Annotated in this window: 23 protein-coding genes; 12 read left to right on the top strand and 11 right to left on the bottom strand. The window is 59.0% G+C overall.

Going from position 1 to position 26,891, the window contains the following annotated elements:
• Nucleotides 1-208 precede the first annotated feature (208 nt).
• Together M3087_RS11110 and ybeY are read left to right on the top strand one after the other, a co-directional pair.
• The gene (locus M3087_RS11110) at nucleotides 209-1,438 is read left to right on the top strand and encodes a nucleoside recognition domain-containing protein (protein WP_106484006.1); all 1,230 of its coding nucleotides are present in this window, start codon (nucleotides 209-211) and stop codon (nucleotides 1,436-1,438) included.
• A gap of 33 nt (nucleotides 1,439-1,471) precedes the next feature.
• Nucleotides 1,472-1,882 carry an rRNA maturation RNase YbeY gene (gene ybeY / locus M3087_RS11105; RefSeq protein WP_022385327.1) on the top strand — a complete coding sequence of 137 codons (411 nt, stop codon included), beginning with the start codon at nucleotides 1,472-1,474 and terminating at the stop codon, nucleotides 1,880-1,882.
• Between the two features lie 511 nt (nucleotides 1,883-2,393).
• On the opposite strand, the gene M3087_RS11100 is transcribed toward ybeY, so the two are convergent.
• The 9 genes from M3087_RS11100 to M3087_RS11060 form a co-directional block, all read right to left on the bottom strand.
• The gene (locus M3087_RS11100; RefSeq protein ID WP_022385328.1) at nucleotides 2,394-4,244 is read right to left on the bottom strand and encodes a 4-hydroxy-3-methylbut-2-en-1-yl diphosphate synthase; all 1,851 of its coding nucleotides are present in this window, start codon (nucleotides 4,242-4,244) and stop codon (nucleotides 2,394-2,396) included.
• Between the two features lie 8 nt (nucleotides 4,245-4,252).
• Nucleotides 4,253-4,762 carry a 5-(carboxyamino)imidazole ribonucleotide mutase gene (purE, locus tag M3087_RS11095; RefSeq protein WP_106484008.1) on the bottom strand — a complete coding sequence of 170 codons (510 nt, stop codon included), beginning with the start codon at nucleotides 4,760-4,762 and terminating at the stop codon, nucleotides 4,253-4,255.
• Between the two features lie 89 nt (nucleotides 4,763-4,851).
• Nucleotides 4,852-5,469, bottom strand: a complete 618-nt coding sequence (locus M3087_RS11090) for a hypothetical protein (protein WP_022385330.1) — start codon at nucleotides 5,467-5,469, stop codon at nucleotides 4,852-4,854.
• 13 nt (nucleotides 5,470-5,482) lie between these two features.
• Nucleotides 5,483-6,952: an RNA polymerase factor sigma-54 gene (gene rpoN, locus M3087_RS11085; RefSeq protein WP_022385331.1), complete on the bottom strand. Its 1,470-nt coding sequence runs from the start codon at nucleotides 6,950-6,952 to the stop codon at nucleotides 5,483-5,485.
• Between the two features lie 55 nt (nucleotides 6,953-7,007).
• The gene (mnmA, locus tag M3087_RS11080) at nucleotides 7,008-8,048 is read right to left on the bottom strand and encodes a tRNA 2-thiouridine(34) synthase MnmA (RefSeq protein ID WP_249095735.1); all 1,041 of its coding nucleotides are present in this window, start codon (nucleotides 8,046-8,048) and stop codon (nucleotides 7,008-7,010) included.
• 3 nt (nucleotides 8,049-8,051) lie between these two features.
• Nucleotides 8,052-8,474: a SufE family protein gene (locus M3087_RS11075; protein WP_106484011.1), complete on the bottom strand. Its 423-nt coding sequence runs from the start codon at nucleotides 8,472-8,474 to the stop codon at nucleotides 8,052-8,054.
• A 175-nt stretch (nucleotides 8,475-8,649) separates the two neighbouring features.
• The gene (locus M3087_RS11070) at nucleotides 8,650-9,657 is read right to left on the bottom strand and encodes a M20 family metallopeptidase (protein WP_249095733.1); all 1,008 of its coding nucleotides are present in this window, start codon (nucleotides 9,655-9,657) and stop codon (nucleotides 8,650-8,652) included.
• Nucleotides 9,658-9,973: 316 nt separating this feature from the next.
• Nucleotides 9,974-10,855, bottom strand: a complete 882-nt coding sequence (locus M3087_RS11065) for an FKBP-type peptidyl-prolyl cis-trans isomerase (protein WP_249095731.1) — start codon at nucleotides 10,853-10,855, stop codon at nucleotides 9,974-9,976.
• A 46-nt stretch (nucleotides 10,856-10,901) separates the two neighbouring features.
• Nucleotides 10,902-11,486, bottom strand: coding sequence for an FKBP-type peptidyl-prolyl cis-trans isomerase (locus M3087_RS11060; RefSeq protein WP_022385336.1), 585 nt, complete (start codon nucleotides 11,484-11,486; stop codon nucleotides 10,902-10,904).
• A gap of 143 nt (nucleotides 11,487-11,629) precedes the next feature.
• Between M3087_RS11060 and M3087_RS11055 the strand changes: the two genes are divergently transcribed.
• The 5 genes from M3087_RS11055 (at nucleotide 11,630) to M3087_RS11035 (ending at nucleotide 16,170) form a co-directional block, all read left to right on the top strand.
• Nucleotides 11,630-12,337, top strand: a complete 708-nt coding sequence (locus tag M3087_RS11055; RefSeq protein ID WP_022385337.1) for an SIR2 family NAD-dependent protein deacylase — start codon at nucleotides 11,630-11,632, stop codon at nucleotides 12,335-12,337.
• Nucleotides 12,338-12,413: 76 nt separating this feature from the next.
• Nucleotides 12,414-12,578 carry a rubredoxin gene (rd, locus tag M3087_RS11050; protein ID WP_022385338.1) on the top strand — a complete coding sequence of 55 codons (165 nt, stop codon included), beginning with the start codon at nucleotides 12,414-12,416 and terminating at the stop codon, nucleotides 12,576-12,578.
• A 1,086-nt stretch (nucleotides 12,579-13,664) separates the two neighbouring features.
• A complete protein-coding gene (locus M3087_RS11045; protein WP_249095729.1) occupies nucleotides 13,665-14,114 on the top strand; it encodes a PepSY-like domain-containing protein in 450 nt (149 codons plus the stop codon).
• 233 nt (nucleotides 14,115-14,347) lie between these two features.
• Nucleotides 14,348-14,797, top strand: a complete 450-nt coding sequence (locus tag M3087_RS11040; protein WP_249095727.1) for a PepSY-like domain-containing protein — start codon at nucleotides 14,348-14,350, stop codon at nucleotides 14,795-14,797.
• Between the two features lie 251 nt (nucleotides 14,798-15,048).
• Complete coding sequence (locus M3087_RS11035) at nucleotides 15,049-16,170, top strand: helix-turn-helix domain-containing protein (protein ID WP_249095725.1); 1,122 nt, start codon at nucleotides 15,049-15,051, stop codon at nucleotides 16,168-16,170.
• Between the two features lies 1 nt (nucleotide 16,171).
• Here the strand turns inward: M3087_RS11035 and M3087_RS11030 are convergent, their stop codons facing one another.
• Nucleotides 16,172-17,086 carry a cation diffusion facilitator family transporter gene (locus M3087_RS11030; RefSeq protein ID WP_249095723.1) on the bottom strand — a complete coding sequence of 305 codons (915 nt, stop codon included), beginning with the start codon at nucleotides 17,084-17,086 and terminating at the stop codon, nucleotides 16,172-16,174.
• A 216-nt stretch (nucleotides 17,087-17,302) separates the two neighbouring features.
• Between M3087_RS11030 and M3087_RS11025 the strand changes: the two genes are divergently transcribed.
• Nucleotides 17,303-18,493 (top strand): mechanosensitive ion channel family protein, encoded by a 1,191-nt coding sequence (locus M3087_RS11025; protein ID WP_410797059.1) that lies wholly within the window; start codon nucleotides 17,303-17,305, stop codon nucleotides 18,491-18,493.
• On the opposite strand, the gene M3087_RS11020 is transcribed toward M3087_RS11025, so the two are convergent.
• On the bottom strand, nucleotides 18,487-20,148 hold the full coding sequence (locus M3087_RS11020; RefSeq protein ID WP_249095720.1) for a nucleoside kinase: 1,662 nt from the start codon (nucleotides 20,146-20,148) through the stop codon (nucleotides 18,487-18,489). The two genes, M3087_RS11025 and M3087_RS11020, sit on opposite strands and share 7 nt — an antisense overlap.
• Nucleotides 20,149-20,270: 122 nt before the next feature.
• Between M3087_RS11020 and M3087_RS11015 the strand changes: the two genes are divergently transcribed.
• From M3087_RS11015 to M3087_RS11000, 4 genes are all read left to right on the top strand, one after another.
• Nucleotides 20,271-21,977, top strand: coding sequence for a Na/Pi cotransporter family protein (locus M3087_RS11015; RefSeq protein ID WP_022385345.1), 1,707 nt, complete (start codon nucleotides 20,271-20,273; stop codon nucleotides 21,975-21,977).
• A gap of 533 nt (nucleotides 21,978-22,510) precedes the next feature.
• Nucleotides 22,511-23,488 carry an ABC transporter ATP-binding protein gene (locus M3087_RS11010; RefSeq protein ID WP_249095718.1) on the top strand — a complete coding sequence of 326 codons (978 nt, stop codon included), beginning with the start codon at nucleotides 22,511-22,513 and terminating at the stop codon, nucleotides 23,486-23,488.
• Nucleotides 23,489-23,539: 51 nt separating this feature from the next.
• On the top strand, nucleotides 23,540-25,834 hold the full coding sequence (locus tag M3087_RS11005; RefSeq protein ID WP_249095717.1) for a Gldg family protein: 2,295 nt from the start codon (nucleotides 23,540-23,542) through the stop codon (nucleotides 25,832-25,834).
• A 35-nt stretch (nucleotides 25,835-25,869) separates the two neighbouring features.
• Complete coding sequence (locus M3087_RS11000; protein ID WP_022385348.1) at nucleotides 25,870-26,796, top strand: ABC transporter ATP-binding protein; 927 nt, start codon at nucleotides 25,870-25,872, stop codon at nucleotides 26,794-26,796.
• Nucleotides 26,797-26,891: the final 95 nt, after the last annotated feature.

The raw sequence follows: 26,891 nt of genomic DNA, 5'->3' as shown, positions 1-26,891 counted from the left end.
ACAACGCTTTGTCCGTCGAAATATGCGCGTCCCGATGTGCTTGTCGTCCGTTACCAGCCGACGGCCCCTGCCTGTCCCCTCCGGTGGAATGTCCTTCGCGTCGGTGTGCCGGACGCGCTGCCTTCTTGGGCGGTGGATTCGTTCCGTATGTCCGCAAGATGTGTTACTTTTGCACATCCTCCCGTGCGGAGCATTGATACGACAGCTTATGGTACTGAACTACATTTGGATAGCCTTTTTCCTGATCGCCTTCGTCATGGCGGTCGCCAAGCTCCTTTTCTGGGGAGACACCACGGTGTTTCCCGCGATGGTCAGCTCCACCTTTGACTCGGCGAAGACTGCCTTTGAGATTTCGTTGGGGCTGACGGGTGTGCTCTCTCTTTGGCTGGGCATCATGCGCATCGGCGAGCGGGGCGGTGTCGTCAGTCTGCTGGCACGCTGGCTGAGTCCGCTCTTTTGCCGGCTCTTCCCCGACATCCCCAAGGGGCATCCTGTCACGGGGACCATCTTCATGAACATTGCTGCGAACATGCTGGGACTGGACAATGCCGCCACCCCGATGGGTCTGAAGGCGATGGAGCAGCTCCAGGAGCTGAATCCGCGGAAGGACACGGCGACGAACCCTATGATCATGTTCCTCGTGCTCAACACGTCGGGGCTGACCGTCATCCCCATCAGCATCATGGTCTACCGGGCACAGATGGGGGCTGCACAGCCGACGGACATCTTCGTCCCCCTGCTCATTGCCACCTTCTTCTCCACGCTGGCGGGCATCCTCTGCGTCAGCTTCTGCCAGCGCATCAACCTGCTCAACCGGACGTTGCTCATCGCCCTGGGCGGTGCGTCGGTCGTTGTGTCGCTCCTCATCTGGGGCTTCGGCAGTCTGTCGCAGGTGCAGATTGACGCCGTGTCGACGTCGGCGGCAAACATCCTGCTGTTCCTTATCATTATAGGCTTTATCCTCTCGGGCGTACGTCGGCGCATCAACGTCTACGACACGTTCATCGAAGGGGCGAAGGAGGGCTTCAGTACGGCAGTCCGCATCATCCCCTACCTGGTCGCCATCCTGGTGGGCATCGGGGTGTTCCGTGCATCGGGAGCGATGGACATGCTGGTGGACGGCATCGCGTGGGTCGTGTCTGCATGCGGTGGTGACACCGACTTCGTGGGTGCGTTGCCCACGGCGTTGATGAAGCCGTTGAGCGGCAGCGGGGCACGCGGACTGATGGTCGATGCCATGGCGACCTACGGAGCCGACTCGTTCGTGGGCCGTCTGGCGTGCATCTTCCAGGGGTCGACGGACACGACGTTCTACATCCTGGCAGTCTACTTCGGCAGTGTGGGCATCCGTCATACGCGCCACGCCGTCGGCTGCGGACTGCTGGCCGACCTCGCCGGTGTGATTGCTGCCATCTGCATGGCGTACCTGTTCTTCTGATAGTCCATTGCCTAACGTATAAACTCAAACGATATGATCAGTTACAACACCGACGGCGTGAAGATGCCGTCCATCAAGCGGCGCGAGAACAGCGCCTGGGTGAAAGCCGTGGCTGCGACCTACGGCAAGCAGGTGGGCGAGATAGCCTACATCTTCTGCAACGACGAGAAGATACTGGAGGTGAACCGCGAGTACCTGCAACACGACTACTACACCGACATCATCACCTTCGACTACACCGAGGGGGACGTCATCAGCGGCGACCTCTTTATCAGCCTTGACACCGTGCGTTCCAATGCGGAGCAGGTCGGCACGACCTACGAGGACGAGCTGAACCGGGTCATCATCCACGGCATCCTGCACCTTTGCGGCATCAACGACAAGGGCCCGGGCGAACGTGCCATCATGGAGGCAGCCGAGAACAAGGCGTTGGCGATGAGGTGACCTTCACACACAGCCACGGACCTGTTCCCGAAGGCGTTCCGCCAGACGGACGAAGAGACAGAGGGTGTATCGCGATGGGCGGTGCACCCTTTTCATTTTTGAAAAGAGGGGGTGTGCTTGTCGGCATTATCTTCCGTCCTTTGTGCCTGACGGCTCAAGCGCATGCCTTCAGTCGCCTGTGCACGGGGCTTTAGCTGCGTACCCACGTGGGATTGACAGACCAAAGTATAATACTTAGCCTACCAAAGTATGATACTTAGACCACCTAAGTATTATACTTAGGCTGCTAAAGTATTATACTTTGGTCTGTCAAGTCCCTGTGCTTATCAGATTAAGAGCGTGTGTGCAGTGAGTCAAGCCCTTGGGTTGAGCGAGGGGAACCTTTGTCTCCCGTCCGTCGGACGACGGTGCTTGCCGGGAGAAAGTCCGGATGACGGGAGGGAATCGGGCATAAAAAAAGAAGGTGCGCTCGTTGACACACCTTCTTCTTCAGTTATCTTTCGGGAGAGACTTATTCGCCCCGGTCCCGTCGTATCAGTTCCAGCAGCTTGTCCACTGCCTCCTCGGCGGGGATGTTCTTCTCGACGCACTCCTTGCGTCGGTAGAGGCTCACCCGTCCGCGTCCGGCACCGACGTAGCCGTAGTCGGCGTCCGCCATCTCGCCCGGACCGTTGACGATGCAGCCCATGACGCCAATCTTCAGTCCTTTCAGGTGGGCGGTGGCAGCCTTGATGCGTGCCAGCGTGTCCTGCAGGTCGAAGAGGGTGCGTCCGCAGCTCGGACAGGCGATGTACTCGGTCTTGCTCGTCCGCACGCGGGCAGCTTGGAGGATGCCGAAGGCGGTAGCGTCGACCACGGTCGAAGGCAGCGTCCCCTGGTTGTAGAGGAAGATGCCGTCGCACAGTCCGTCAAAGAGCAGGGCGCCCAGGTCGGCTGCCGCCTTGATTTGCAGGTCCTCCGCGTCGCGCTCATCGTAGTGCTCGAACATCACCACCGGGTTCTCCAGTCCGGCGCACGTGAGCTGGTGGACCAGTCCGCGCAGCTCGCCCAGCCGGTTGGGGTGGTTGCTCTGTGCGATGACCACGACCTCGGGGTGGTGGCGCAGGAGCGCGAGCATCTCGTCGTCGCAAGCCATGTAGGTCAGGAAGAGGAACTTCATCGGCGCGGGGCACTGCATGAGCTTCAGGAAGAGCGGCTCGTCGCCTTCGCCCGACGGCATGAAGGCAGGATAGGTGCCCACCTCGCCGCTCCAGCAGTCGGCATCGAGGATGTAGCCGCACGCCTCGCGCTTCTCCGGCAGGGCACGGGCGGCGTAGATGTAGTCGGGTTGGAACTGCGGGTTGACCTCGGTGCGCTCGACGATGCCCTCGGCAATGACCACGGGGACGTTCTCGCCCCCGATGTTGCCCACTGCCCGTGTGTGGCGGCGTACCGGCGAGAGGTAGTCGAACGAGGCAGGTGCCTGTCCGGGGATGTAGGGGTGTCCCTGACGGGCGAGCACATGGTCGACGAGTTTGCGTGCTACGGGTATTTCCGCCTCCGGCTCTTCGCTGAGGGACACGCGGATGGTGTCGCCCAGTCCGTCGGCAAGCAGGGCGCCGATGCCCAGTGCCGACTTGATGCGTCCGTCCTCGCCGTCACCCGCCTCGGTCACGCCGAGATGGAGGGGAAAGTCCATCCCTTCCCGCTCCATGACAGCAGCCATGAGCCGGACGGTCTTCACCATGACGACGGTGTTGCTCGCCTTGATGGAGACCACCACGTCGCGGAAGTTCTCCTCCACGCAGATGCGCAGGAACTCCATGCACGACTCCACCATCCCCTCGGGCGTGTCGCCGTAGCGCGACATGATGCGGTCGGAGAGCGAGCCGTGGTTCACACCGATGCGCAGGGCGGTATGGTTTGCCTTGCAGATGTCGAGCAGGGGGACGAAGCGTGCGCGTATCTTCTCCAGTTCGCGTGCATACTCCTCGTCGGTATATTCCAGGTGCTTGAAGGTGCGTGCGGCATCGACGTAGTTGCCCGGGTTGATGCGCACCTTCTCGGCATAGAGTGCAGCTACTTCCGCCACCTTGGGGTTGAAGTGGACGTCTGCCACAAGGGGCGTCAGGTAGCCTTGCGAGCGCAGGGCGGCGTTGATGTTGCGCAGGTTCTCAGCCTCTGCCACTCCCTGGGTGGTGAGCCGTACGTACTCTCCTCCGGCGTCGATGATTCGCTTTGCCTGTGCGACGGACGCTTCGGTGTCGCGCGTCGGCGTGTTGGTCATCGACTGGATGCGTATGGGGTTGGCAGCCCCCATCGGTGTGGCGCCGACCTGCACCTCGTGCGTCGCCCGGCGTTCGTAGTTGAATAGGTCTGTCATGACGGGGCTCAGTTGGTCTTGTAAGCGTACTTCACCGCCTTGAGGTCCTCGTTCGCCTTGACAATCTTCTGCTTCAGTCCCTCCTTGTAGGCGGCGAAGCGGGCGGCGAGCTCCTCATCGCTCAGGGCTAGCATCTGTACGGCAAGGATGGCGGCATTCATGGCGCCGTTGATGGCGACCGTAGCCACAGGGATTCCGGCAGGCATCTGGATGATGGAGTAGAGGGCGTCCACGCCGTCGAGCATGGAGCCTTTCACGGGTACGCCGATGACGGGCAGGGTGGTGTTGGCAGCAATCACGCCCGGAAGGGCAGCAGCCATACCGGCGGCGGCAATGATGACCTTCAGTCCGCGGTCGCGTGCGCCCTTGGCGAATGCCTCGACAGCCTCGGGGGTGCGATGTGCGGAGAGCGCATTGATTTCAAAGGGGATTTGCATTTCGTCAAGCAGCTGAGCTGCCTTCTCCATGACTGGGAGGTCGGACGTACTTCCCATGATAATGCTTACAACAGGTTTCATAGTCTTTGGTTTTATAGTGAATTGATGTTTTTGCATGCGGTTGGCGGAGCGGACGGACCCGGTCAGGGACGGCGCATCGCCCGTCCGCGTCAGATGAACAGGATGCCGGCAATCCCGCAGACCAGGCCCACGAGGAAGCCGACGATGACCTCGCTGAGGCTGTGCTGCCGCAGGATGATGCGCGACGTGCCCAGCAGGCCTGCCACGATGATGGCAAGACAGAACCATCCCACCCCGTCGTAGTAGAACAGCAGGCTGAACGACACCATCCCGCCGATGAACTGCCCGATGGCTGCCATGTGGACGCTGATTTTCCACCAGATGTTCACCAGCGCGCAGATGACTATGGCGAGCAGCGATGACACCAGGATGCCCGACATGAAGCGCGGGATGCCCATGCGGTACATCAGCAGCAGGCAGGTGACGTAGGAGGCGATGGTCATGGCATAGGGGACGATGCGCTTCTCACGATGTCCCAGGTGGCGCAGGCTCCACCCGTTCACCTTCTGGTAGAAATAGATGGCCAGCATCGGGAGTACCACCGTGAACAGATAGACCACGCCCACGATGATGACCTGGTAGCGCATGGGCAATAGCCCCAGGTAGGTAAACAGGAACAGCGCGATGAAGCCGACCGTGGGGACGTAGAACGGCCTGAATATGATGGACAGCAGATGGGCTGCCGTGCGTAAATACTTCTCTTCCATACAGCAAAGCGGTCTATTTTCGTAGTCGCGCCACCGGGATGCCCAGTTGCTCGCGGTACTTGGCTACCGTCCGCCGGGCGATGGCGAATCCTTTGTCTTTCAGTATGCGCGCCAGCTCGTCGTCGGTGAGCGGGTGCGACTTGTCTTCCTTCTCGACACACTCCTTCAGCACGCGTCGTATCTCGCGGACGGATAGCTCCTCGCCTTCGTCAGTCGTATAGCCGTCGCTGAAGAAGAACTTCAGGGGATAGATGCCATAGTTCGTCTGCACGTACTTGCTGTTGCTCACACGCGAGATGGTGGAGATGTCGAGTCCGGTGAGTGCGGCCACGTCCTTGAGTATCATCGGGCGGAGCAGCGACTCGTCGCCCTCGCGGAAGAAGGGCATCTGGAGGTCGATGATGGCGCGCATCGTGCTGAGCATCGTCTGCTGGCGCTGCTTGACGGCATTGATAAAGCTCTGGGCGGCGTCCATCTTCTGCTTGAGGAACATCATCGTCTCTCGTGACTCCTTGCTCTGGTTGGCGCGGTTGCGGGTGTGCTCGTCCAGCATGTCGGCGAACTCTCGGCTGACGTGCAGCTCGGGCACGGAGTGGTCATTGAGCGCGAGGGTCACCGTTCCGTCGTCCAGGGTCTCGACCAGGAAGTCGGGCACAATCTGCTGGTTGGGGCGGCCTACGGTCTCGCCCAGCGAACTGCCCGGGCGCGGGTTGAGCCGCACGAGGTCGTTCTTGGCGTCCTCAAACTGCGCGTCGGTGAGTCCGAGGCGCTGCTTGATTTTGTCCCAATGCTTGTGGGTGAACTCGTCGTAGCACTTGCCGATGATGTCCTGCTCCAGCGTCTTCAGCGGGGAGTCGTCCTTGCGCCGTATCTGGATGAGCAGGCACTCCTGGAGGCTTCGTGCGCCCACTCCGGGCGGGTCGAAGTCCTGGATGACGTGCAGGGCATCCTCCAGTTCGGCAGGGGTGGTCTCCAGGCCGTAGTTGAACAGCAGCTCGTCACTGATGGAGTTGAAGTCCTTGCGCAACAGGCCGTCGTCGTCGAGCGAGCCGATGAGGTATTCTGCCAGTTGCCGCTGACGGTCGGTCAGTTCACGTTCGCCCAGCTGCTGCTTCAGGAGCTCGTAGAACGATACCGCTTCGGAGAAGGGGATCTCCTCGGCCTGTGCAGCCGGCGTCTTCGGTTCGTGCAGCTTGTAGTCGGGGATGTCGTCTTCCGTCCTGTAGTCACCCAGTTCCATGTCTTCGGGGGTGATGGCAGCAGCCTCGTCGTCGGCGGGTCCGGCGGTGTAGTCGTCGCCGTCCTCCTGTGCGGTTGCGGGGGCCTCGCCTTCCTCCAGGGCAGGATTGTCGAGCAGTTCCGCCTTGACCCTCTCTTCCAGCTCGACGGTGGGCAGCTCGAGCAACTTCACTGCCAGCACCTGCTGGGGGGAGAGCGTCTGTATCTGTTGTTGTTTCTGTATCTGATAATTCCCTTGTCGCATGAATAGTGGTTTAGCGAGGCAAAGTTAGCGAATTTTTGTGTGCACGTATGTACTTTCAGGCAATAATCCCTCCGCCCAGCACGCGGTCGCCCCGGTAGAATGCGGCGGCCTGTCCGGGGGCAATGGCGGTGAGGGGTTCGTGGAGGCGGACGTGCAGGCGTCCGTCGGGGAGGAGGGTGACGGTGGCGCGGTTGAGCTGCTTGCGGTAGCGTATCCGGACGTCGACGTCGGAGCGGCCGAGCACGTCGTCGGGGCGGACCACGCGCCAGTCGGTGAGCACCATCTCCCGGCGTTCGAGCGAGGAGAGGGGTGAGAGCGTGACGCGGTTGGTCGTCGGGTCGATGTCCTTCACGAAGACGGGACGGTTGAGCCAGAGTCCCAGTCCGCGCCGCTGCCCGATGGTGTAGAACGGGTAGCCCTCGTGCCTGCCCAGGGGCGTGCCGTCCTCATCGTAGAACCAGCCCGGGCGGATGCGTCCGTCGGCAACCCGCGCACGGAGGTACGGACGGTAGTCTCCGGGGCAGAAGCACACGCCCAGGCTGTCGCGCTTGACGGCTGCCTTGCGCAACCCGCGTTCTGCCGCGAGACGGCGCACCTCCGCCTTCGTCCGTCCGCCCATGGGGAGCACCATCCGGCGGATGACCTCCTGAGGCAGACCCCAGAGGAAGAAGGACTGGTCCTTGTCGGGGTCGGCCCCGCGGACGATGTAGTGCAGTCCGCCGTCGTTCACGGTGCGGACGTAGTGTCCCGTCGCCACGTGGGGGATGTCCTCGCGGTCGGCGACCCGGCAGAGGAGGGGCCACTTCAGCAGGTTGTTGCACAGGGTGCAGGGCACGGGTGTGCGTCCCGCCAGGTACTCGCGGACGAAGTAGTCCTCGACCGTCTGCCTGAACACCTCGCGGGCGTCGTAGGTCAGGTGACGGATGCCCAGCTGTGCCGCCACCTCGCGGGCATCGTCCAGGTAGGCGGTGTCGCCTTCGTCCTCGTGGAAGCGGAAGGTGATGCCCGTCACCTCGTAGCCCTGCTCCTGCAAAAGAAGGGCGGCAACCGAACTGTCAGTGCCGCCGCTCATGCCCAGCAATACGCCCTTGCCCATCCGTCAGCTGTTCATTGCCTTGAAGGCGAGGGCGTACATGCGCATCTGCTTGACCATCGCCAGCAGTCCGTTGCTGCGCGTGGGGGAGAGGTGCTCCTTCAACCCGATGCGGTCGATGAAGTACAGGTCGGCGTTGAGGATTTCGTCCGGCGTATGGTCGGACACCACACGGATGAGCAGGGCGACGATGCCCTTGACGATGAGCGCGTCGCTCTCCGCCTGGAAGTGCACCTTCCCGTCGATGAGGTCGGCTTGCAGCCACACACGGCTCTGGCAGCCCTCGATCAGGTTGGAATCCGTCTTGTAGGCTTCGTCCAGGGGAGCCTGTTCATTGCCCAGGTCGATGAGCAGTTGGTATCTGTCCATCCAGTCGTCGAAGTCACTGAACTCGGCGATGACTTCGTCTTGTAGTTCGTTTATTGTCATAGTCATAAGAAAGTGGTTTCAGTTGGAAAGGAACAGCAGGCAAGGAGCCACGGCCGTCCGGTGGCGGTCAGCGGACGCCTGTATATATAAGGTAAGGGCGTCCGTTTGTCCCGAGTGTGCCGGCACGCCGCCGGAGCCACGTCCGGTTGTCCATGCTCCCTTGTCCCTTGCAAGGTTATTTCTCGTTGTACACCACGTGGAGGACGGTCTGTCCCACTGCCTGCAAGGTGGCGCGGTCGATGACGTCCATGTTGTCGTCGAGCGTATGCCAGAAGTTGCCGAAGCTCGACAGCTCGTCGGTCAGTGAGCAGTTGATGATGTCGATGCACGGGATGCGTGCGAGCTCGTTCACCGGACCGTGGTCGTCGTTCACATAGCCGCCGTCCTCGTCGATGAAGTAGTTCCCGAAGCCCAGCTTGGCGGCAGCCTTCCACACCTTCTTCACCACGGACGGGGCATGCTGCATGGAGTAGCCCTCACGCAGGAAGGTCGCCCCCTTGCCGCCCACCATGTCGAGGAGGATGCCGAAGCGTGCATTGTAGCCCTGCACGTGGGGAGCCCGTGCCCAGTATTGCGAGCCCAGGCACCAGGTGTGGCTGTCGTCGCCCATGGATGAGGCGAACTGCGGGGTGCCGGAGTCCTCCATGTCGAAGAAGATGATGTCGACACCGATGGCGGGAGCCTGCTGTTGCAGCTGGCGCGCCACTTCGAGCAGCACGCCCACTCCGCTGGCGCCGTCGTTCGCGCCCAGGATAGGCTTGTGGTGGTTTGCCTCGTCGGGGTCGTTGTCTGCCCACGGACGGGTGTCCCAGTGTGCGCAGAGCAGTACGCGCCGCTTGGCATCGGGGTTGAACGCGCCGATGATGTTGCGTGCCTTGAGCGTCTTGCCGTCATAGCCCGTCAGGTCGGCACGCTGGTTGTAGACCTTCGCGCCGAAGGACTCCAGCCGTGCGGCCAGGTAGTCACCGCAGAGGTCGTGCGCCCGGCTGTTCGGTGTGCGCGGACCGAAGTCCACCTGTTGCTTGACGTAGAGGTAGGCACTGTCGGCATTGAAGGCAGGCACCTGCACCGCCTTCTCCGTCGTCTCCCCTTCGGCAGCCGATGTTTTCTTGCTGTTGGCACACGAGAGGCATCCCAATGCCACCGTGGCGCAGATGAGCATCATGTAGTTGCGTATCTTCATAACGATGTGTTTGATTAGCCGTTTGGATTTCCTGCAAAGATAAGGCGTTTCTCCGTGCCTGCCTGTCGAACCGTCCGTTTTTTATAAGGATGAAAGATTATTTTACGGAGCTTACGTTCCTCAATGGACAATTGACAACGATTTAATTGACAATTGACAATGGACAATTGACAATTGCCCTTCGGCGTGGAAACGATTCCGCAAGGCGGCGAATGTGCATCGCCATCAAGAAGAAAGGAGGTCCTTGCCCGTTGCGGGGCAGGAGACCTCCTTTCAAAATGCATGTTGGAATTACCGAAGGCAACGCCTGCGGATTTTATTTCTTATCGTCCTTTACGATTTCGAGCAGTTCAACCTCGAAGACGAGCGTAGAGAACGGCTTGATTTTGCCTGTTTCACGTGAACCGTAAGCCAGTTCCTGCGGAACGAAAATCTGCCACTTCGAGCCGACGGGCATCATCTTCAGAGCCTCAGTCCAGCCCTTGATGACCTGGCTGACGCCGAAGGTAGCCGGTGTATTGCGCTTGTAGGAGCTGTCGAACTCGGTGCCGTCGATGAGCGTACCCTTGTAGTTCACCTTCACGCGGGAATCAGCAGCAGGCACTTCGCCCTTGCCTTCCACGAGCACCTTGTACTGCAGGCCGCTCGGAGTGGTCTTGACACCTTCCTTCGTCTTGTTCTCGGCGAGGAACTTCTCGTTGGCAGCCTTGTATTCGGCGTATGTCTCGGCGAGGTAGTCCGACTTGATGCGCTCCATGTTGTTCTGCAGGTAGTTCATCGCGCTGTCCATGTCCATCATCATGCCCTTGTTGTCCTCCATGGCGGCAGCGATGAAAGCAGCGAGGAAGTTGTCATCGTTCACCACGCGGACAGAGTCGTTGCCGCTCAACTCGTAGTTGAAACGGTCAATCATCGTCTTCACCTGCTGTCCGATCTGGATGCCGGCATAGTAAGCCTTCTGCTTCTCATCCTCGGAAGCCTTCACACCTGTCTTCAGACCGCGGATGAAGTCCTTCATCTGAGTGGAGTCGATGCCCATCTGCTGCTCCAGGTAGGGGCGCAGACCGCGGGTGTTTGCCACACCGGCTGCATACGACAGAGTGTCGACGCCGGACTTGAACGTGGCTGTGGGAGCGTTGCCGGCGCACGAAGCGAAGAGGCCTGCGGCGGCAATCAATGCAATACCTAACTTTTTCATTTGCTTATCTGTTTGTTTGATTTGTAGTTCTTTGTCTGTGTGCGCATCAGAGCACCTCGATGAGCTCGACCTCGAAGATGAGCACGCTGTGGGGCGGAATCATCGCGCCTGCCCCTGCTGCGCCGTAACCCAGTTCGGAGGGGATGTAGAGCTTCCATTTCGCCCCTTCGCTCATCAGCTGGAGGGCTTCCACCCATCCCTTGATGACCTGGTTCACGCCGAAGACGGCGGGTTCGCCGCGCTGGATGGAGCTGTCGAAGAGGGTGCCGTCTATGAGCGTTCCCTCGTAGTGGCAGCGCACCTGGTCGGTGGCTTTCGGACGTTTGCCGTTGCCCTCGCGGATGACCTCGTATTGCAGTCCGCTGGGGAGCACCTTCACGTTCGGGTTGTTCTTGTTGGCTTCGAGGAACGCCTTGCCCTTCTCGATGTTCTCGGCGTTCATCCGTTCTTCGAGCTTCTCGAAATATTCGTTGACTATCTGGCGGGCTTCGGTGTGCGAGATGGCAGGCTCGGCACCCGTGAGAACGTCCTTGACTGCCTGTGCGAAGTCCTCGACGTTCAGGTCCGCCGTTCCCATGCCTTTCAGGTTCTGGCCAATGCCCAACCCGATGGAGTAACTGAATTTATCCATGTCTGTTTCCTTACTTAGTTGTTTTGAGACTGTGATTCTTGTTGAAACGGTGCAAAGGTAGCTGAATATTTGCAGTTAACGAGTGGGTCACAATGATTTTTTCATAATTTTGCCTTTAATCACCAAACAAGGAGGAATCATTCATGAAAAAGCAAAAGATTGTGCTGCTGACGGGCGCAGGCATGAGTGCCGAAAGCGGCATCAAGACGTTCCGCGACTCCGACGGGTTGTGGGAGAACTACCCGGTGCAGCAGGTCGCCAGCATCGAAGGCTACGAGGCGGACCCCGGTCTGGTGCTGGACTTCTACAACGCGCGTCGCGCGGAGCTGCTGCGCACCGAGCCGAACCACGGTCACCGGATGGTGGCAGCGTTGGAGCAACACTTTGACGTCACGGTCGTGACACAGAACGTGGACAACCTGCATGAGCGTGCCGGCAGTTCGCACGTCATCCACCTGCACGGCGAGCTGATGAAGGCGACCTCCAGCCGCAACCCGAACGACCCGTCGTGCATCTGCGACATCGACCCCGCCAGGCCCGTCATCCGCCTGGGGGACAAGGCTGCCGACGGCTCGCAGCTGCGTCCGTTCATCGTGTGGTTCGGCGAGGCGGTGCCTCGTTTTGAGGATGCCATCGCCGAAGCCGAGACTGCCGACATCTTCGTCATCATCGGCACGTCGATGCAGGTCTATCCCGCCGCCGGACTCGTCCGTTACATCCGTCCCGGCGTGCCCGTCTACGTCATCGACCCGAAGGCGGTTGCGGTCCATAGCGCATCGCCCGTGCACACCATTACCAAGGGCGCATCCGACGGAATGGACGAACTTTTCAAAATGTTGTTAAAAGAATGACGACCATTCGGAAGTATTTACTTTCTTTGTCGTGTCCAAAGTTAAAACGATTACAAACCATTTAGCTAACGAACTTATGAAGAAGTACATTTGCACTGTATGTGACTGGGTTTACGACCCCGAGGTAGGTGATCCCGAAAGCGGCATTGCTCCGGGCACTGCGTTTGAAGATATTCCCGAAGACTGGGTATGCCCCGTCTGCGGCGTTGGAAAGGAAGACTTCCAGGTTGTAGAGGATTAAAGTTAAGATTTCTACCCATCCAAGGGCGTGCGGGCTCGTGCGACATCTCCTGACCGGAGAGTTGCACGGGCCCGTTTTCATTGGGCAGGTTGCCTTGTCTTGTGACATGAAGACCGAGCCCATAAGGCGGCGAATGTAGGGGCGACATAACACAATTGACAATTGACAATGGACAATTGACAATTACCTTGCGGCGTGGGGGATGTGTCTACAAGGCGATAATTGTCCATTGTCAATTATCAATTGTCAATTGTCAATTGAAAGTCCGGTTTTAACATCATATTTTCCCGATTTGCCGTTTTCAGGTAACGCATATTTTCGCAAAATCGTCCCAATTAGAAAATTGCGCGTTAAATATTTTAAGACACGTCCGTCAGAACGTATCAGGATAAACGTATCTTTACATAATTATACCGTTTCTAACGCAAAAAAAGCATCCGCCGAACCTATTTCCACGGTCCGAAGCACCTGTGATTGGCTTCGTACGGACGAACGACTACCGTCGTACGGACGTGTCCGCACCGTCGTGGTCGTTCGTCCGTACGAAAACAACCACCTGTCCCCATTTTTTAGAGACCGAAGGGGCACGATTTCCGATGTGTGAAATTGCGTCCGTCCGTGTGAAAAGACCGACGGAAGGGAACGGATGGATGGAGAAAGGAGACAGAAAGAAAAGAAACCGACGGAAACCCTGTCAATGTGTATTTCACAAACCGCCTGAAAATTCCTTTCCCGGTCACCAATCCGTATTTTGGCGCAACCGTGGGCATTCTCGGACGGTTCATTTGACATTTTGACAAATTGATAAAAACGTCGGACCCCATAAACAAAACATTCCAAAAAATGTAGGGGCGACCGGTCTGGTCGCCCGGTCCAATAAACGGATGTGTCCAATTCAAACACCCGGCGCACCCCATTCAAACACCCGACGCACCCCATCCAATGAACCGACGCATCCCGGTCCAACAATCCCCTTGTCAATAGCCTTATTTTTTTTCGTCCGATTCAGATTCTTTTCAGATTTACACCCGAATTTTGCAGTGTAAGAACGAAACAACAAGTGAAACCCGACAAAAACGTAGGACTATGAAAAAGATTCTGATGAGCCTCCTGTGCCTGATTGCCGTCTGTACGGCACGAGCGACGAACGACGACGACCGTCCCATCCGCATTGACCAGTTGCCGGAGAAGGCACAAAGCTTCATCCGCGAGCACTTCAAGGGGGTGAAGGTGGCACTGGCAAAGATGGAAAGCGACTTCTTCGACCGCAGCTACGACGTGATATTTACCAACGGGAACAAGGTCGAGTTCGACCGCCACGGACAATGGGAAGAAATCGAGTGCAAGTACACGGAGGTACCCTCGTCCGCCGTCCCCGAGTTCATCCGACGCTACGTGGCGGAGAACCATGCCGACCAGAAGATATGGAAGCTGGGGTATAAGGACAACCGACGCTTCTACGAGGTCAAGCTCTCCAACCGCTGGGAGCTGACGTTCGACCTGAAAGGCAACCTCGTCGACCTCGACAGGGACTAGGATAATTGACAATTGACAACGTTTCAATTGACAATTGACAATGGACAATTGACAATTTCCCTTCGGCGTTGGGGGATGTCCATCAGGCGGTGAATGTAGGGGCGACCGGTCTGGTCGCCCGGTCCAATCGGACGATGTTCCCGGTCCAACCGGACGGTATCATTCCTTGTCGATTGGCAACCGTCTCATCCGTAACTAAAAACATAAATGTCTAACTTTAAATATTCTATCGTATGAAAAAAGTATTATTTGCCCTCGTTTGCATGTTTACCCTGGTATCTGCCCAAGTGAAAGCCGACAACGAACGTTCGATGCCGGTGACCCAGTTCCCGCAAAGTGCGCAACAGTTCATCAAGCAACATTTCGCTGACAAGAAAGTGGTGATTTCGAAGGTGGAGACCGACTTCCTTGAGAAAGTATACGTGGTTGTCTTCGCTAACGGCGACAACGTGGAGTTCTACCGCAACGGTGAGTGGAAGGAGATAGAGTGCAAGTACAGCCAGGTGCCCGCTGCTGCCGTGCCCTCGTTCATCACCAAATACGTGTCCGAGAATCACCCCGACACCAAAATCATCAGCGTCGAAAAGGACAAGGATGACAAGGAATATGAGGTCAAGCTCTCCAACCGCTGGGAGATGACGTTCGACTTCAAGGGCAACCTCGTCGACCTCGACAGGGACTAGGATAATTGACAATTGACAATTGACAATTGACAATTTCCCTTCGGCGTGGGTATGAACTTATCAGGCGGAGACAAGAGGGACGACCGGAGCGGTCGCCCCTCTTGTGCTTTCGTGCGTCATGCACAGGCGAGTGCTCGTCCCTGATTCGCAGACGGTTGTCCATCCTCAGTTGAGATAATTGTTCCTGGTCCATTGCCAATTGTCAATTGAAAAGCTATCTTTGCCGTAGAATCCTCAGATAAGACTTGTTTATGATGCGAACGTTGACCATTCTTTGCTTGTCCGCCTGTTGTGTCCGGCTGGAAGCTGCCACGGGGAGTACGTATGACCTGCAGAACGGCCTCCTGGCTGCGGTCTGTGCGGCGGTCGTGCTCCTGCTGCTCGTCGGCTATCTGCTCCATGTGCTGCGCCGTAACCAACGGATGTGCTCCGAGGTCCGGAGAGAGCATGCGGAGCTGAAGATGCACTATGCGGAGAAGAGCCAGGCGTACGACGAGCTGGACGCCACGCACCGGAAGCTGGAGGAGGCGTGCAACGAGCTGACGCTGACGCTGGAGAAGGAGCAGATGCTGCTCGATGAGGCGGGGCGTCGGTATGATACCCTCCGTGGGGGATATACGGACTTGCAGGAGCGTTGTGCCCGTCTGCTGACACTCGAGAGGGAACATGCCGACCTGGAGGAGGCGCATGCGCACCAGTTGGAAGAAGGGCGGGAGAAGGACGGGGAGATAGCCCGTCTGGAGGCGGAGCTGACGGAGTGCCGCCGCACCGTCGAACGGCTGAAGCAGCAGGAGGAGAACATACGCACGGAGCTGCTGCACGCCCACCAGTTGCTGCACCGCCACGAGGAGGAGCAGCAGCGACGCGACAACCCGGAGGGAGCAGCGGCGGCGGAGCCGTCCGCTGAACGACTGACGGGAGGGGCGCGCCGACCGACGGGGACGGACGTGCTGCCGTGGAACAGCAACGACGAGTTCCTGGCACAAATCGTCCGCTTCATGCGCGAGAACATGGACAATGCCGGGCTGAGCATCGAGCTGTTTGCCAAGCGGATGAACATCAGCCGCTCCATGCTCTACCGCAAGATAAAGTCCGTCACCGGACTGACGCCCGTGGAGTTCATGCACCGTGTGCGCATTGCCTACGCCATCGAGTTGTTGCGCGGCGACTACAACTTCTCCCAGATAGCCTACATGACGGGCTTTAACGACCCGAAGTACTTCACCAAGTGTTTCAAGCGGTACACGGGCATGACGCCCAGTGACTGGAAGGAGAAACGGACGCCCAAGGGCGACAAGACGAACAAGGAAATCCTGTCACACAACAACAGTTACCAGTTTGCCAACTACTTCCGCGAGGACCTCTCCTCCTGACTTACCCTTTCGCCGGCTCGACGTGGATGTTGATGAACGTCCCTTCGCCCAGGAGCTCGCGCAGGCGCTGCTCCATGGCGCGTGTGGTCTCGTGTGACTGGTGGAGGGTGAGGTTGCCGTCCATGCGGACGTGCACATCGATGGCGCAGTTGTTGCCCACGCGGCGGGTGCGCAGGTTGTGCGGTTCCGTCACGCCGGGGAAGCTGAGGAGAATCTCCTCGATTTCCCGTTCGGTCTGCTCGGGCAGCGACTGCTCCATGAGTTCGTTGGCACACGGGACGACCATTTCCCACGCTACCTTCACGATGAAGATGCTCACCACCACGGCTGCCACGGGGTCGAGCACACGCCAGTTGTCGCCCAGCAGGATGGCTCCGCCGATGCCCACTGCCGTGCCGACCGACGAGAGGGCGTCGCTGCGGTGGTGCCAGGCGTTGGCGATGACCGCCTGTGACTGTTCGCGCCGTCCCACGATGACGGTGTAGCGGTAGAGTATTTCCTTGGTGACGATGGAGAGGAGGGCTGCCACGAGGGCAAGGGTGCCGGGCGCTTCGAGCGTTTCCCCACGGACGAACGCCCAGATGGAGCGTGCGCCGTTCCAGAAGATGCCCAGTCCGACGAAGAAGAGGATGATGCCGATGAGTGCCGTGGCAAGGGTCTCGTACTTCCCGTGCCCGTAGTCGTGGTCCTTGTCCTGCGGCTTGTTGGAGATGCGTACGAAGAGGAGTACGATGACGTCCGTGACGAAGTCCGACAGCGAATGGACGGCATCGGCGAGCATGGCGGCACTGCGCCCGAGGATGCCCGCGGCAAACTTGAAGAGGAGGAGGGCGAGGTTGACCACGCTGCCGACGATGGTCACGCGGTAGATGCGCCGTTCGCGTTCCGCCCGTCCCGATGTGTTCCGGTTTTCCATAACACGTAGAGCTTGGTTCGTTAATACGGTGCAAAGATACAAGGCAATTGACAATGGACAATTGACAATGGACAATTATTGCCTTGTTGGACAGCTCCCATGCCGAAGGGCAATTGTCAATTGTCAATTGTCCATTGTCAATTGTCAATTGAAACGTTGTCCATTGTCAATTGCCCTGTATCTTTGCAGAAAATTAGTTGCCTTATGAATGAAGATATGTTTCGCACCTTCGACCAGTGGTTGCGCTCTGAAGGCTACCTCATGGGCGAAGACTCCACTTCCACCCTCCACCGCGTGCTCTGGCTCGTGGCAGTTCTCCTGTTCGGTTACCTCGTCGGCCTGATTTGCCGTCGGGTGGTCATCCCCCTCGTCGCGAAGGTCGTGTCGAAGACCAAGGCCACGTGGGACGACTACCTCTTCAATCCCCGCGTGTTGCGCAGCATCTCCCACCTCGTGCCTGCGATGGTGGTCTATGTCGTGATTCCCTACGTGTTCATCGGCACGGGGCTGTGGCTCGACATCCTGCTGCGCATCTCCCAGATATGGCTCATCATCGTGGGTATCCGGTTCTTCACCGCTCTCATCTCGTCGGTCTATGAGCTCTCGACGCAGCACGAGGACCTGCGCGACCGCCCGCTGAAGGGCGTCTACCAGATGCTGAAGATTATCGTCATCTGTGTCGGCGTCATCGGCGTGGTGAGTGTCCTGGTGAACCGTTCGCCCCTGGCACTGTTCACCGCCCTGGGTGCCGCCGCCACCGTGCTGATGTTGATATTCAAGGACACCATTATCGGACTGGTCGCCGGGGTGCAGCTCTCTGCCAACGACATGCTCCGTCCGGGCGACTGGATCAAAATCCCCAAGCAGGGCATCGACGGCATGGTGACGGAGGTCAACCTGACGACGGTGAAGGTGCTCAACTGGGACAACTCCGTGACGACGGTCCCGCCTTACACGCTCGTGAGCGACTCCTTTGAGAACTGGCGTGTGATGCAGGAGAGCGGCGGGCGCCGGGTAAAGCGCTCGGTGAACATCGACATGCAGAGCATCCGTTTCTGCACGCCCGAGGAGCTGTCCGCCTATGCCGATGAGGAGTGGTTCGCCCCGCTGAAGGATGAGAAGGAGGTGGTCAACCTGCGCGTGTTCCGTGCCTATTTCACCGACTGCCTGCGTCGTAACCCGCGCATCAATGCGGAGCTGACGCTGATGATACGCCAGCTCCAGCCCGGTCCGCAGGGTCTCCCGTTGGAGCTCTACTTCTTCTCGGCCGACCGTTCATGGATTCCCTACGAGATGCTGCAGGCTGAGGTGCTCGAGGTGTGCCTTGCCGTCCTCCCGCGTTTCGGCCTCCACGTCTTCCAGTCGCCGACGGGACTGGACCTGGAGCGGACACGTCTGGGTCAGTAGGTGAAGCTGCTTCCACCCAGGAACTCCCTGAGGAGCGAGGTCGGCGGAAGGTCGCGGTCCGGCACGGGGATGAAGTACTCGAGGAAGCGGCGCAGGCGGTAAGCCTCCGAGTGGGCCGGTGACGACTCGGGGACGCGGTACAGCACAGGCTCCACGTGGCTCTTGAGCACCGACAGCTCGAAGAGCAATGCGGAGTTGAACATGGCGTCGGCGTTCTCCTGGTACGGGAAAATCCATTTCGCCTCACCTGCCCGTACGCTCGGCCAGCGCAGGATGGTCTCCTCGGCGGAGTAGCCCCGGTAGTTGTAGTCGCGGATGATGCGTCGCAGCAGACGGTTGTCCGTCGTGGGGATGTAGTTGTGGTTGTCGAGCGAGATGGTCGTCAGGGCGGACACGTACACGCGGTACTTGTTCGCTTCCGGGATGTGGGGCGTCAGCTCGGGGTTCAGTGCGTGGATGCCTTCGAGGATGAGGATGGCGTTCTCCTCCAGGTGCAGGAAGTCGCCCCGGTACTCGCGCGCCCCGGTGGTGAAGTTGAAGCGCGGCAGCTCCACCTGTTCGCCGGCGATGAGCGAACGGATGTGCTGGTTGAACAGGTCGAGGTCCAGCGCATAGAGCGACTCGTAGTCATAGTTCCCGTCGGCGTCCAGCGGCGTGTGCTGGCGGTCGACGAAGTAGTCGTCGAGCGAGATGGGGTGGGGGCGCTTGCCGTTCGCCATGAGCTGGACGGAGAGCCGCTTGCTGAAGGTCGTCTTGCCCGACGACGAGGGACCGGAGATGAGCACCACCTTCACGTCAGGGCGCGCGCAGATGTCGTCTGCGATGCGGGCGATGCGCTTCTCCTGCAGTGCCTCGGCAACGTTGATGAGGTCCGTGGCGTGTCCTTCGGCAATCGCCTCGTTGAAGTCGCCCACCGTGCTCACGCCCATGATTTCCTGCCAGCGGCGGTTCTCGTTGAAGACGTCGAACATCTTCTCCTGCTTGACCATCTCGCCCAGTACGGAGGGGTTCATGCGGTCGGGGAAGCGGAGGAGCAGCCCGTCGTAGTACTTCACCAGGTCGAACAGGTGCAGGTGTCCCGTCGAGGGGAGGAGGCTACCGTAGTAGTAGTCCACGAATCCGTCGAGCGTATAATAATAGGTATAGAGCCGTCCCGTCGTGCGCAGGAGCTTCACCTTGTCCGTCATGCCCTTCTGCTCGAAGAGGCGGATTGCCTCCTCGGAATGTTGCTCGATGCGGTGGAAGGGCAGGTCGGCGGCGATGATTTCCGCCATGCGCTGCTTGATGCGGGTGACGTCGGCGAGCTCCGGTTCACGCCCGATGCGCAGGCTGCAGTAGTAGCCCCGCGAGACGGGGTGCTCCAGCAGGATTTGTCCGTCGGGGAATACGTCCGCGACCGCCTTGCAGAGCACGAAGCAGAGCGAGCGGACGTAGGTGCGCAGTCCCGATTCGCTGGAGATGTCGAGGAACTCCACATCCTTGTTGTGGTAGACCCGGAAGTTCAGACCCTCCACGTGGTTGTTCACCTTGGCACTCACCACGCCGTAGGGCATGTCGAGTCCGAAGCCTTTGTAGATTTGCAAAAGTGAGCTCCCGATAGGAAAGCTCTGAGTTTTTTCATTATTTTTGCAGCAGATTTGTATTACTTGTTTCATTCCTGTTACAATTATGCGGTTCGTTTGGCGGCTGTCTCCCGTCGGTGGGGAAGCCTGTGGCTAAAGATAGGCATAATCGGGATGAGGCGTGGTAGGAGACTCTATTAATAAAGATAAACCACATGTCTATTTTCGTATTTTTAAAGCTTCTCGGCTCTTTGGCACTGCTCATGTATGGCATGAAGACCATGAGCGAGGGACTTCAGAAGCTCACGGGCGGACACCTCCGCCACATCCTTGGCGCCATGACGACGAACCGGTTCACGGGGTTGCTCACGGGCGCGTTCGTTACCGGCGCCGTCCAGTCGTCCACTGCGACGACGGTCATGACGGTCAGCTTCGTCAACGCCGGCCTGCTGACACTGGCACAAGCCATCTCCGTCATCATGGGTGCGAACATCGGCACGACGCTCACTGCGTGGATTATGTCGATATTCGGTTTCCAGATGAACATGAGCAACTTCGTTTTCCCCCTGTTTGCTGTAGCTCTCCCCTTGATTTTCTCCCGCAAGAGCGGGCGCAAGTCATTCGGAGAGTTTATTTTTGGCTTCTCGTTCATGTTCCTCGGTCTGACGACCCTTCGGGAGAACGCGCTGACCATGGACCTGGAGCACAACGAGGCGGTCATCAGCTTCATCGCCTCGTGCCGGGGCTGGGGGTTCCTCTCGACGCTGCTCTTCCTGTTGGTCGGCAGCGTGCTGACCATGCTGGTACAGTCGTCGGCAGCGGTCATGGCAATCACGCTGATTCTCTGTTCCGGCGGCGTGCTCGACCTGTACATGGGCATCGCGCTGGTCATGGGCGAGAACATCGGCACGACGGTCACCTCCAACATCGCGGCGCTGACGGGCAATGCGCAGGCACGGCGTGCGGCGTTCGCCCACTTCATCTTCAACACCTTCGGAGTCATCTGGGTGCTGTGTGTGTTCCATCCCTTCGTCGACATGGTGCGGGGGCTGGTCCGCTGGATGGCACCCGACGCGTCGCCTCACATCGCAATCACCTATGCGCTCTCGGCGTTCCACACCTGCTTCAATATCTGCAACGTGCTCATCCTGATTTGGTTCATCAAGCCGATGGAACGCATTATCTGCCGTGTCATCAAGGCGAAGGACGACGATGAGGAGTTCCGCCTGCGCTACATCGAGGGCGGCCTGCTGTCGACGGCAGAGCTCTCCATCCTCCAGGCACGCAAGGAAATCAACCTCTACGCCAAGCGCACCCACCGCATGTTCGGCTTTGTGCGCGACCTGCTCCACACAACCGACGACGACGCCTTCACCCGTCTGTTCGCCCGCATCGAGAAGTACGAGAATATCAGCGACCGCATGGAGGTGGAGATAGCCAACTACCTGAACCTCGTCTCCGAGGGACGCCTCAGCTCCGAGAGCAAGGAGCAGATACGCGAGATGCTGCGCGAGGTGTCCGAAATCGAGAGTATCGGCGACAGCTGCTACAACCTGGCGCGTACGCTGAACCACAAGCACAGCGGCAAGACCGACTTCACGGAGAAGCAGTACGAACACATCGAACTGATGTTCCAGTTCGTCAACGAGGCAATGATGCAGATGATGGCGCTGCTCAACGACACCACCCACGAGGTAGACCCGAACGTGTCGTTCAACATCGAGCAGGAAATCAACAACTACCGCGACCAGCTCAAGACACAGAACGTGATGGACATCAACAACCGGGAGTACGGTTACCAGATGGGTGTCCACTACATGGACCTCATTGCCGAGTGCGAGAAGCTGGGCGACTATGTCATCAACGTCGTGGAGGCATACACCGAGAAGAAAGCCACCGCCGCCCTGTCGGCTGTGGGCTGACGCGCTGCCTCCGGACCCGTTGCCGTGCGCTTACAGATGTTCGTGTTTTTGACACTTATTCTGTAGGCGCACGGTCGTTTTTACGTGCCGTGGTTTGAATTTGAAACCTCCGTTTCGCCCCGATGAAGAATCTGTTACGGCAAGATGTTCTAACCATTATTGCGTTAAATAAACTAAACGCCTGTTTGTGAGTTCGTGACACGGTGTCGGGAGGATGCTGCATTTCCTTATCTTCTGTCCGTGAGAAAGGACGAAACTGTCAGTATTTGTCTGCCAGCAGGACCGTATTATCGGCAAATGTGTTCTGTCTGCATGGATATGCAAGTGTGAATAAATACAAACGGCCGTTACACCATCCTCGTATATCAGAATATTTCTTCCTATATTCGCACACCTCCCTACAGGGAGTCAGAAAATATTGAAAGATTAGGGGATTCAATATTCATTCGCTTACAGATTAAAAGCAGCTCTGCCGTTCTTAGGGGGAACGGTGGGGTCGGCTCCATACTAACCTAAAGACATTATTCTGCTTTATGGAAGAACCTATCGTACGGGTAGACCACCTGTCGCATCGCTACAGCGTGCAATGGGCTATCCGGGACATTAACCTTCAGATCAGCAAGAAAGGGGTGTTTGGTCTGTTGGGCTCCAACGGAGCGGGGAAGTCCACCACGATGAACATCATCTGCGGTGTGCTCAACCAGACCGAGGGAGATGTCCACATCAACGGCATCAGCCTCCGCGAAGACCCGGTGCAGGCGAAACGCTACATCGGCTTCCTGCCACAACGCCCTCCTTTGTACACCGACGCCACGGTGGACGAGTATCTCATGTATTGTGCCCGCTTGCGCCTCATGGACCCGAAGGAGGTCCGCCCTGCAGTGGACCGCGCGAAGGAGAAGTGCGGCATCATGCACTTCAGTCGCCGCCTGATAGGCAACCTCTCCGGCGGCTACCAGCAGCGGGTGGGCATCGCGCAGGCCATCGTCCATAACCCGCCCTTCGTCGTGCTCGACGAACCCACCAACGGACTGGACCCGAACCAGATTGTCGAAATCCGCCACCTTATCAAAGAGATTGCTGCCGAGCGTGCCGTGATGCTCTCGACCCACATCCTGCCCGAGGTGCAGGCCACGTGCGACGAAATCATGATGATCGAGCACGGACGGGTGGTCTTTACCGGCTCGCTGCGCGACTTCAATAACTACATGGCGCCGAGCACCTTTGTGCTCGTGCTGGAACAGGCACCACCGGTGGAGGAGCTTGTCGCCATCCCCGGCATCCTCAAGGTGGAACACCTCACTCCCACACGCTTCCGCCTCCACTTCGACGGTGAAGACCACGGCATGACCCGCCGTGTCGCCGCCCTCGCCGTGGAGAAAGGCTGGCGTCCCAGCGAAATCATGCTCGAACGCGACTCGCTCGACACCGTGTTCGCACAGCTCTCGGGCAAGGGCGTCGCCTCCCTGCACACCGGTGCACACACGGACGCCGCCGCCTCCCGTTCCTGAACGGCGGGACTCCCGACGCACCTCAACCAACGAACCTAGCAAAGAACCGTTATGAAAACAACCATCCGCATAGCATTGGCAGAACTGCGCTCGCTCTTCTGCTCACCGATCGCATGGCTCATCCTGGTCATCTTCGCCTTCCAGTCGGGGCTGGCCTTCAGCGATGCCATCGGACGCCAAATCCAGTCGCAAGCCATGGGCTACGGCCTGTGGGGAGCCACCTCCGGCATGTTCACCGGCTGGATGGGCATCTTCCCGGGGTTGCTCGGCAACCTCTACCTCTACATCCCCCTGCTCACGATGGGGCTCATGAGCCGCGAGTACAGCAGCGGCTCCATCAAGCTGCTCTATTCCTCGCCCGTGACGAACCCGCAAATCATCCTGGGCAAGTACCTCTCGGTGCTCGTCTACAACCTGGCGCTCATCTTCCCGCTGCTGGTCATGGCCGTGTTCACGGGACTGACGGTGAAGGACGCCGACCTGCCGCTGGTCTTCTCGGGCATTCTGGGCATCTACCTGCTCATCTGTGCCTACGGCGCCATCGGACTGTTCATGTCGAGCATCACCTCCTATCAGGTGGTCGCCGCCATGGGTACGCTCGCCGTGCTCGCCGCCCTCAACTACGTCGGCGAGGTGGGGCAGGACTATGCCTTCGTCCGCGACATCACCTACTGGCTCTCCATCTCCGGACGCGCCTACCAGTTCATCGACGGACTCATCTGTACGGAGGACGTGCTCTACTTCCTCATTGTCATCGTGCTGTTCATCAGCCTCTCCATCCTGAAGCTCCGTGCCGGACGCAGCAAGGTGTCCCGTGCCCGTTCGTGGGGAACCTATACGGCTGTGGTGGCTGCCGCCTTCCTCGTCGGCTATCTCTCGACGCTGCCCTCGCTGAAGTTCTACTATGACTGCACCGCCACCAAGTCGAACACGCTCACCCGCACCAGCCAGGACATCGTGAAGAAGCTCAACGGCGGACTGACCATCACGACCTACGTCAACCTCCTGGAGCCGAACTACGGCAGCGGGCTTCCCAGCCAGCTCAAATATGACGTGGAGCGATTTGAGCAGTACCTGCGCTTCAAGCCCGAGATCAAGATGCGCTACGTCTATTTCTGGGACAAGGCAGACAACGAGTCGCTCGACGACCGCTTCGTGGGGCTGGACGACCGTCAGAAGGCTGAAAAGATGAGCAAGATCCTCGACCTCGACTTCGACATGTTCCTCACTCCTGAAGAGATACGCAAGGTCATCGACCTGCGACCCGAGGGCAACCGCTTCGTCCGCGTCATCGAACGTGAGAACGGACAGCGCAGCTTCCTCCGTCTCTACGACGACAACCAGAAGCACCCCTCCGAGACCGAAATCTCCGCTGCACTCAAGCGCTTTGTCGTCAAGTCGCCCAAGGTCGCTTTCCTCACGGGCCACGGGATGCGCGACATCCACAAGACCGGCGACCGCGACTACAACCGCTTTGCCGAGAGCATCTATTTCCGATACTCGCTCATCAACCAGGGCTTCGACGTGCTGACCGTCGACCTCTCCCGGGAAGATATCCCTGCGGACGTCGACATCGTGGTCATTGCCGACATGCGCACCCCCTTTGATGAGGCAGAGGGCGGCAAGCTGTCCGCCTACGTCAACCGCGGGGGCAACCTCTTCATCCTCGGCGACTACCGCCGTCAGGAGGTCATGAATCCTGTTGTCGCCCCCTTCGGCGTCAGCTTCCTGCCCGGCGTGCTCGTCGAGCCGAACGACGTGGACCTGCCGACACTGACCGTCGGCCACATCACGGCACAGGCAGCCGAGGCCTTCCCGACCTACCGTCGTCCCTATGCCTACGGCTACACCATCAGCATGCCCGAGGCGACCGCCCTCTCGTTTGACCCCTCGTGCGGGTTCACTGCCCTGCCCGTCATCGTCTCCGGCGAGAAGAGCTGGACCGAGCTTCAGACCACTGACTTCCTCGACCAGGTACCCACAGCCGACAGCCTGAGCGGCGAGCGTCCGGGAAGCTACCCCACGGTACTGGCACTCACCCGCCAGGTGGGCGACAAGGAGCAGCGCATCGTCATCTCCGGTGACGCCGACTGCGTGAGCAACTACGAGCTGGGCAAGACCCGCAACGGCGTCAACTCGTCGAACTTCACCCTGCTCACCGGAAGCTTCAAGTGGCTCTCCTACGGCGAATACCCGTTGGACACCACCCGCCCCGAACCTACGGACAACGAAATCTATCTCGGGCGTGACTCCCGCCGCTGGATCAAGTACGGCTTTGCCGGACTCCTGCCCCTGGCACTTGCTGCCTGCGGCATCACCATCCGTGTGCGCCGGCGCAGAAGATAGTAACCAGTCCACTCGTCAACTTAAATAGACCCATTATGGAAGAAACAATTGTAAAAGTAGAGCACCTGTCCCACCGTTACAGCGTGGACTGGGCGATACGCGACATAAACCTGGAAGTGAGAAGCCGCGGTGTCTTCGGCCTGCTCGGCTCCAACGGAGCGGGGAAGTCCACCACGATGAACATCATCTGCGGAGTACTCAACCAGACCGAAGGCAATGTCTACATCAACGGCATCAGCCTGCGTGAGAATCCGGTGGAAGCCAAGAAGTACATCGGCTTCCTCCCCCAACGTCCTCCCTTGTATCCCAACATGACCGTGGAGGAATACCTGACCTACTGCGCCGCCCTGCGTCTGATGGACGAGGCAGCCATCCCTGCCGCTGTCGAGCGGGCGATGGACCGTTGCGGCATCCTCCACTTCCGCAGCCGTCTGCTGAAGAACCTCTCCGGAGGCTACCAGCAGCGCGCCGGCATCGCGCAGGCCATCGTCCACAGCCCGAAGTTCGTTGTCCTCGACGAGCCGACGAACGGACTGGACCCCAACCAGATTGTCGAGATACGTAACCTCATCAAGGAGCTCGCGTCCGACCATGCCGTGATGCTCTCCACCCACATCCTCTCGGAGGTGCAGGCGACGTGTGACGAGATACGCATGATCGAGCGCGGACACGTCGTCTTCACCGGTACGATGGACGACTTTGACAACTACGTCGCGCCCACCTCGTTCCTTGTCGTGTGGGACAATCCGCCGACGACGGATGAGCTGGCTGCACTGGATGGTGTCACCGGCAGCGAGGACCTGGGCGACGGAAGTTTCCGCGTTCACTTCGACCGCCGCCCCGACATCACCGAACGGGTCATCGACCGGAGCGTCCGCAGCGGATGGGGCTTGAAGGAAATCAGGCTCGAACGTCGCTCGCTCGACGAGATATTCGCCCGCCTCTCGAAGGGGGAAGGATGAGGCACCGTCTCCCGGTCCGTCCGTTCCCCCGTCGACCGGGTGCAGTCCGTCCGTTCCCACGTTTACTTGTTAACTCGTCAACTAACCCATTTCCA

Source organism: Mediterranea sp. ET5 (genome assembly GCF_023337025.1).
Taxonomy (GTDB): Bacteria; Bacteroidota; Bacteroidia; order Bacteroidales; family Bacteroidaceae; genus Phocaeicola_A.
The sequence above is the reverse complement of the archived record's forward strand: the minus strand, read 5'-3'. Positions and strand labels throughout refer to the sequence as shown.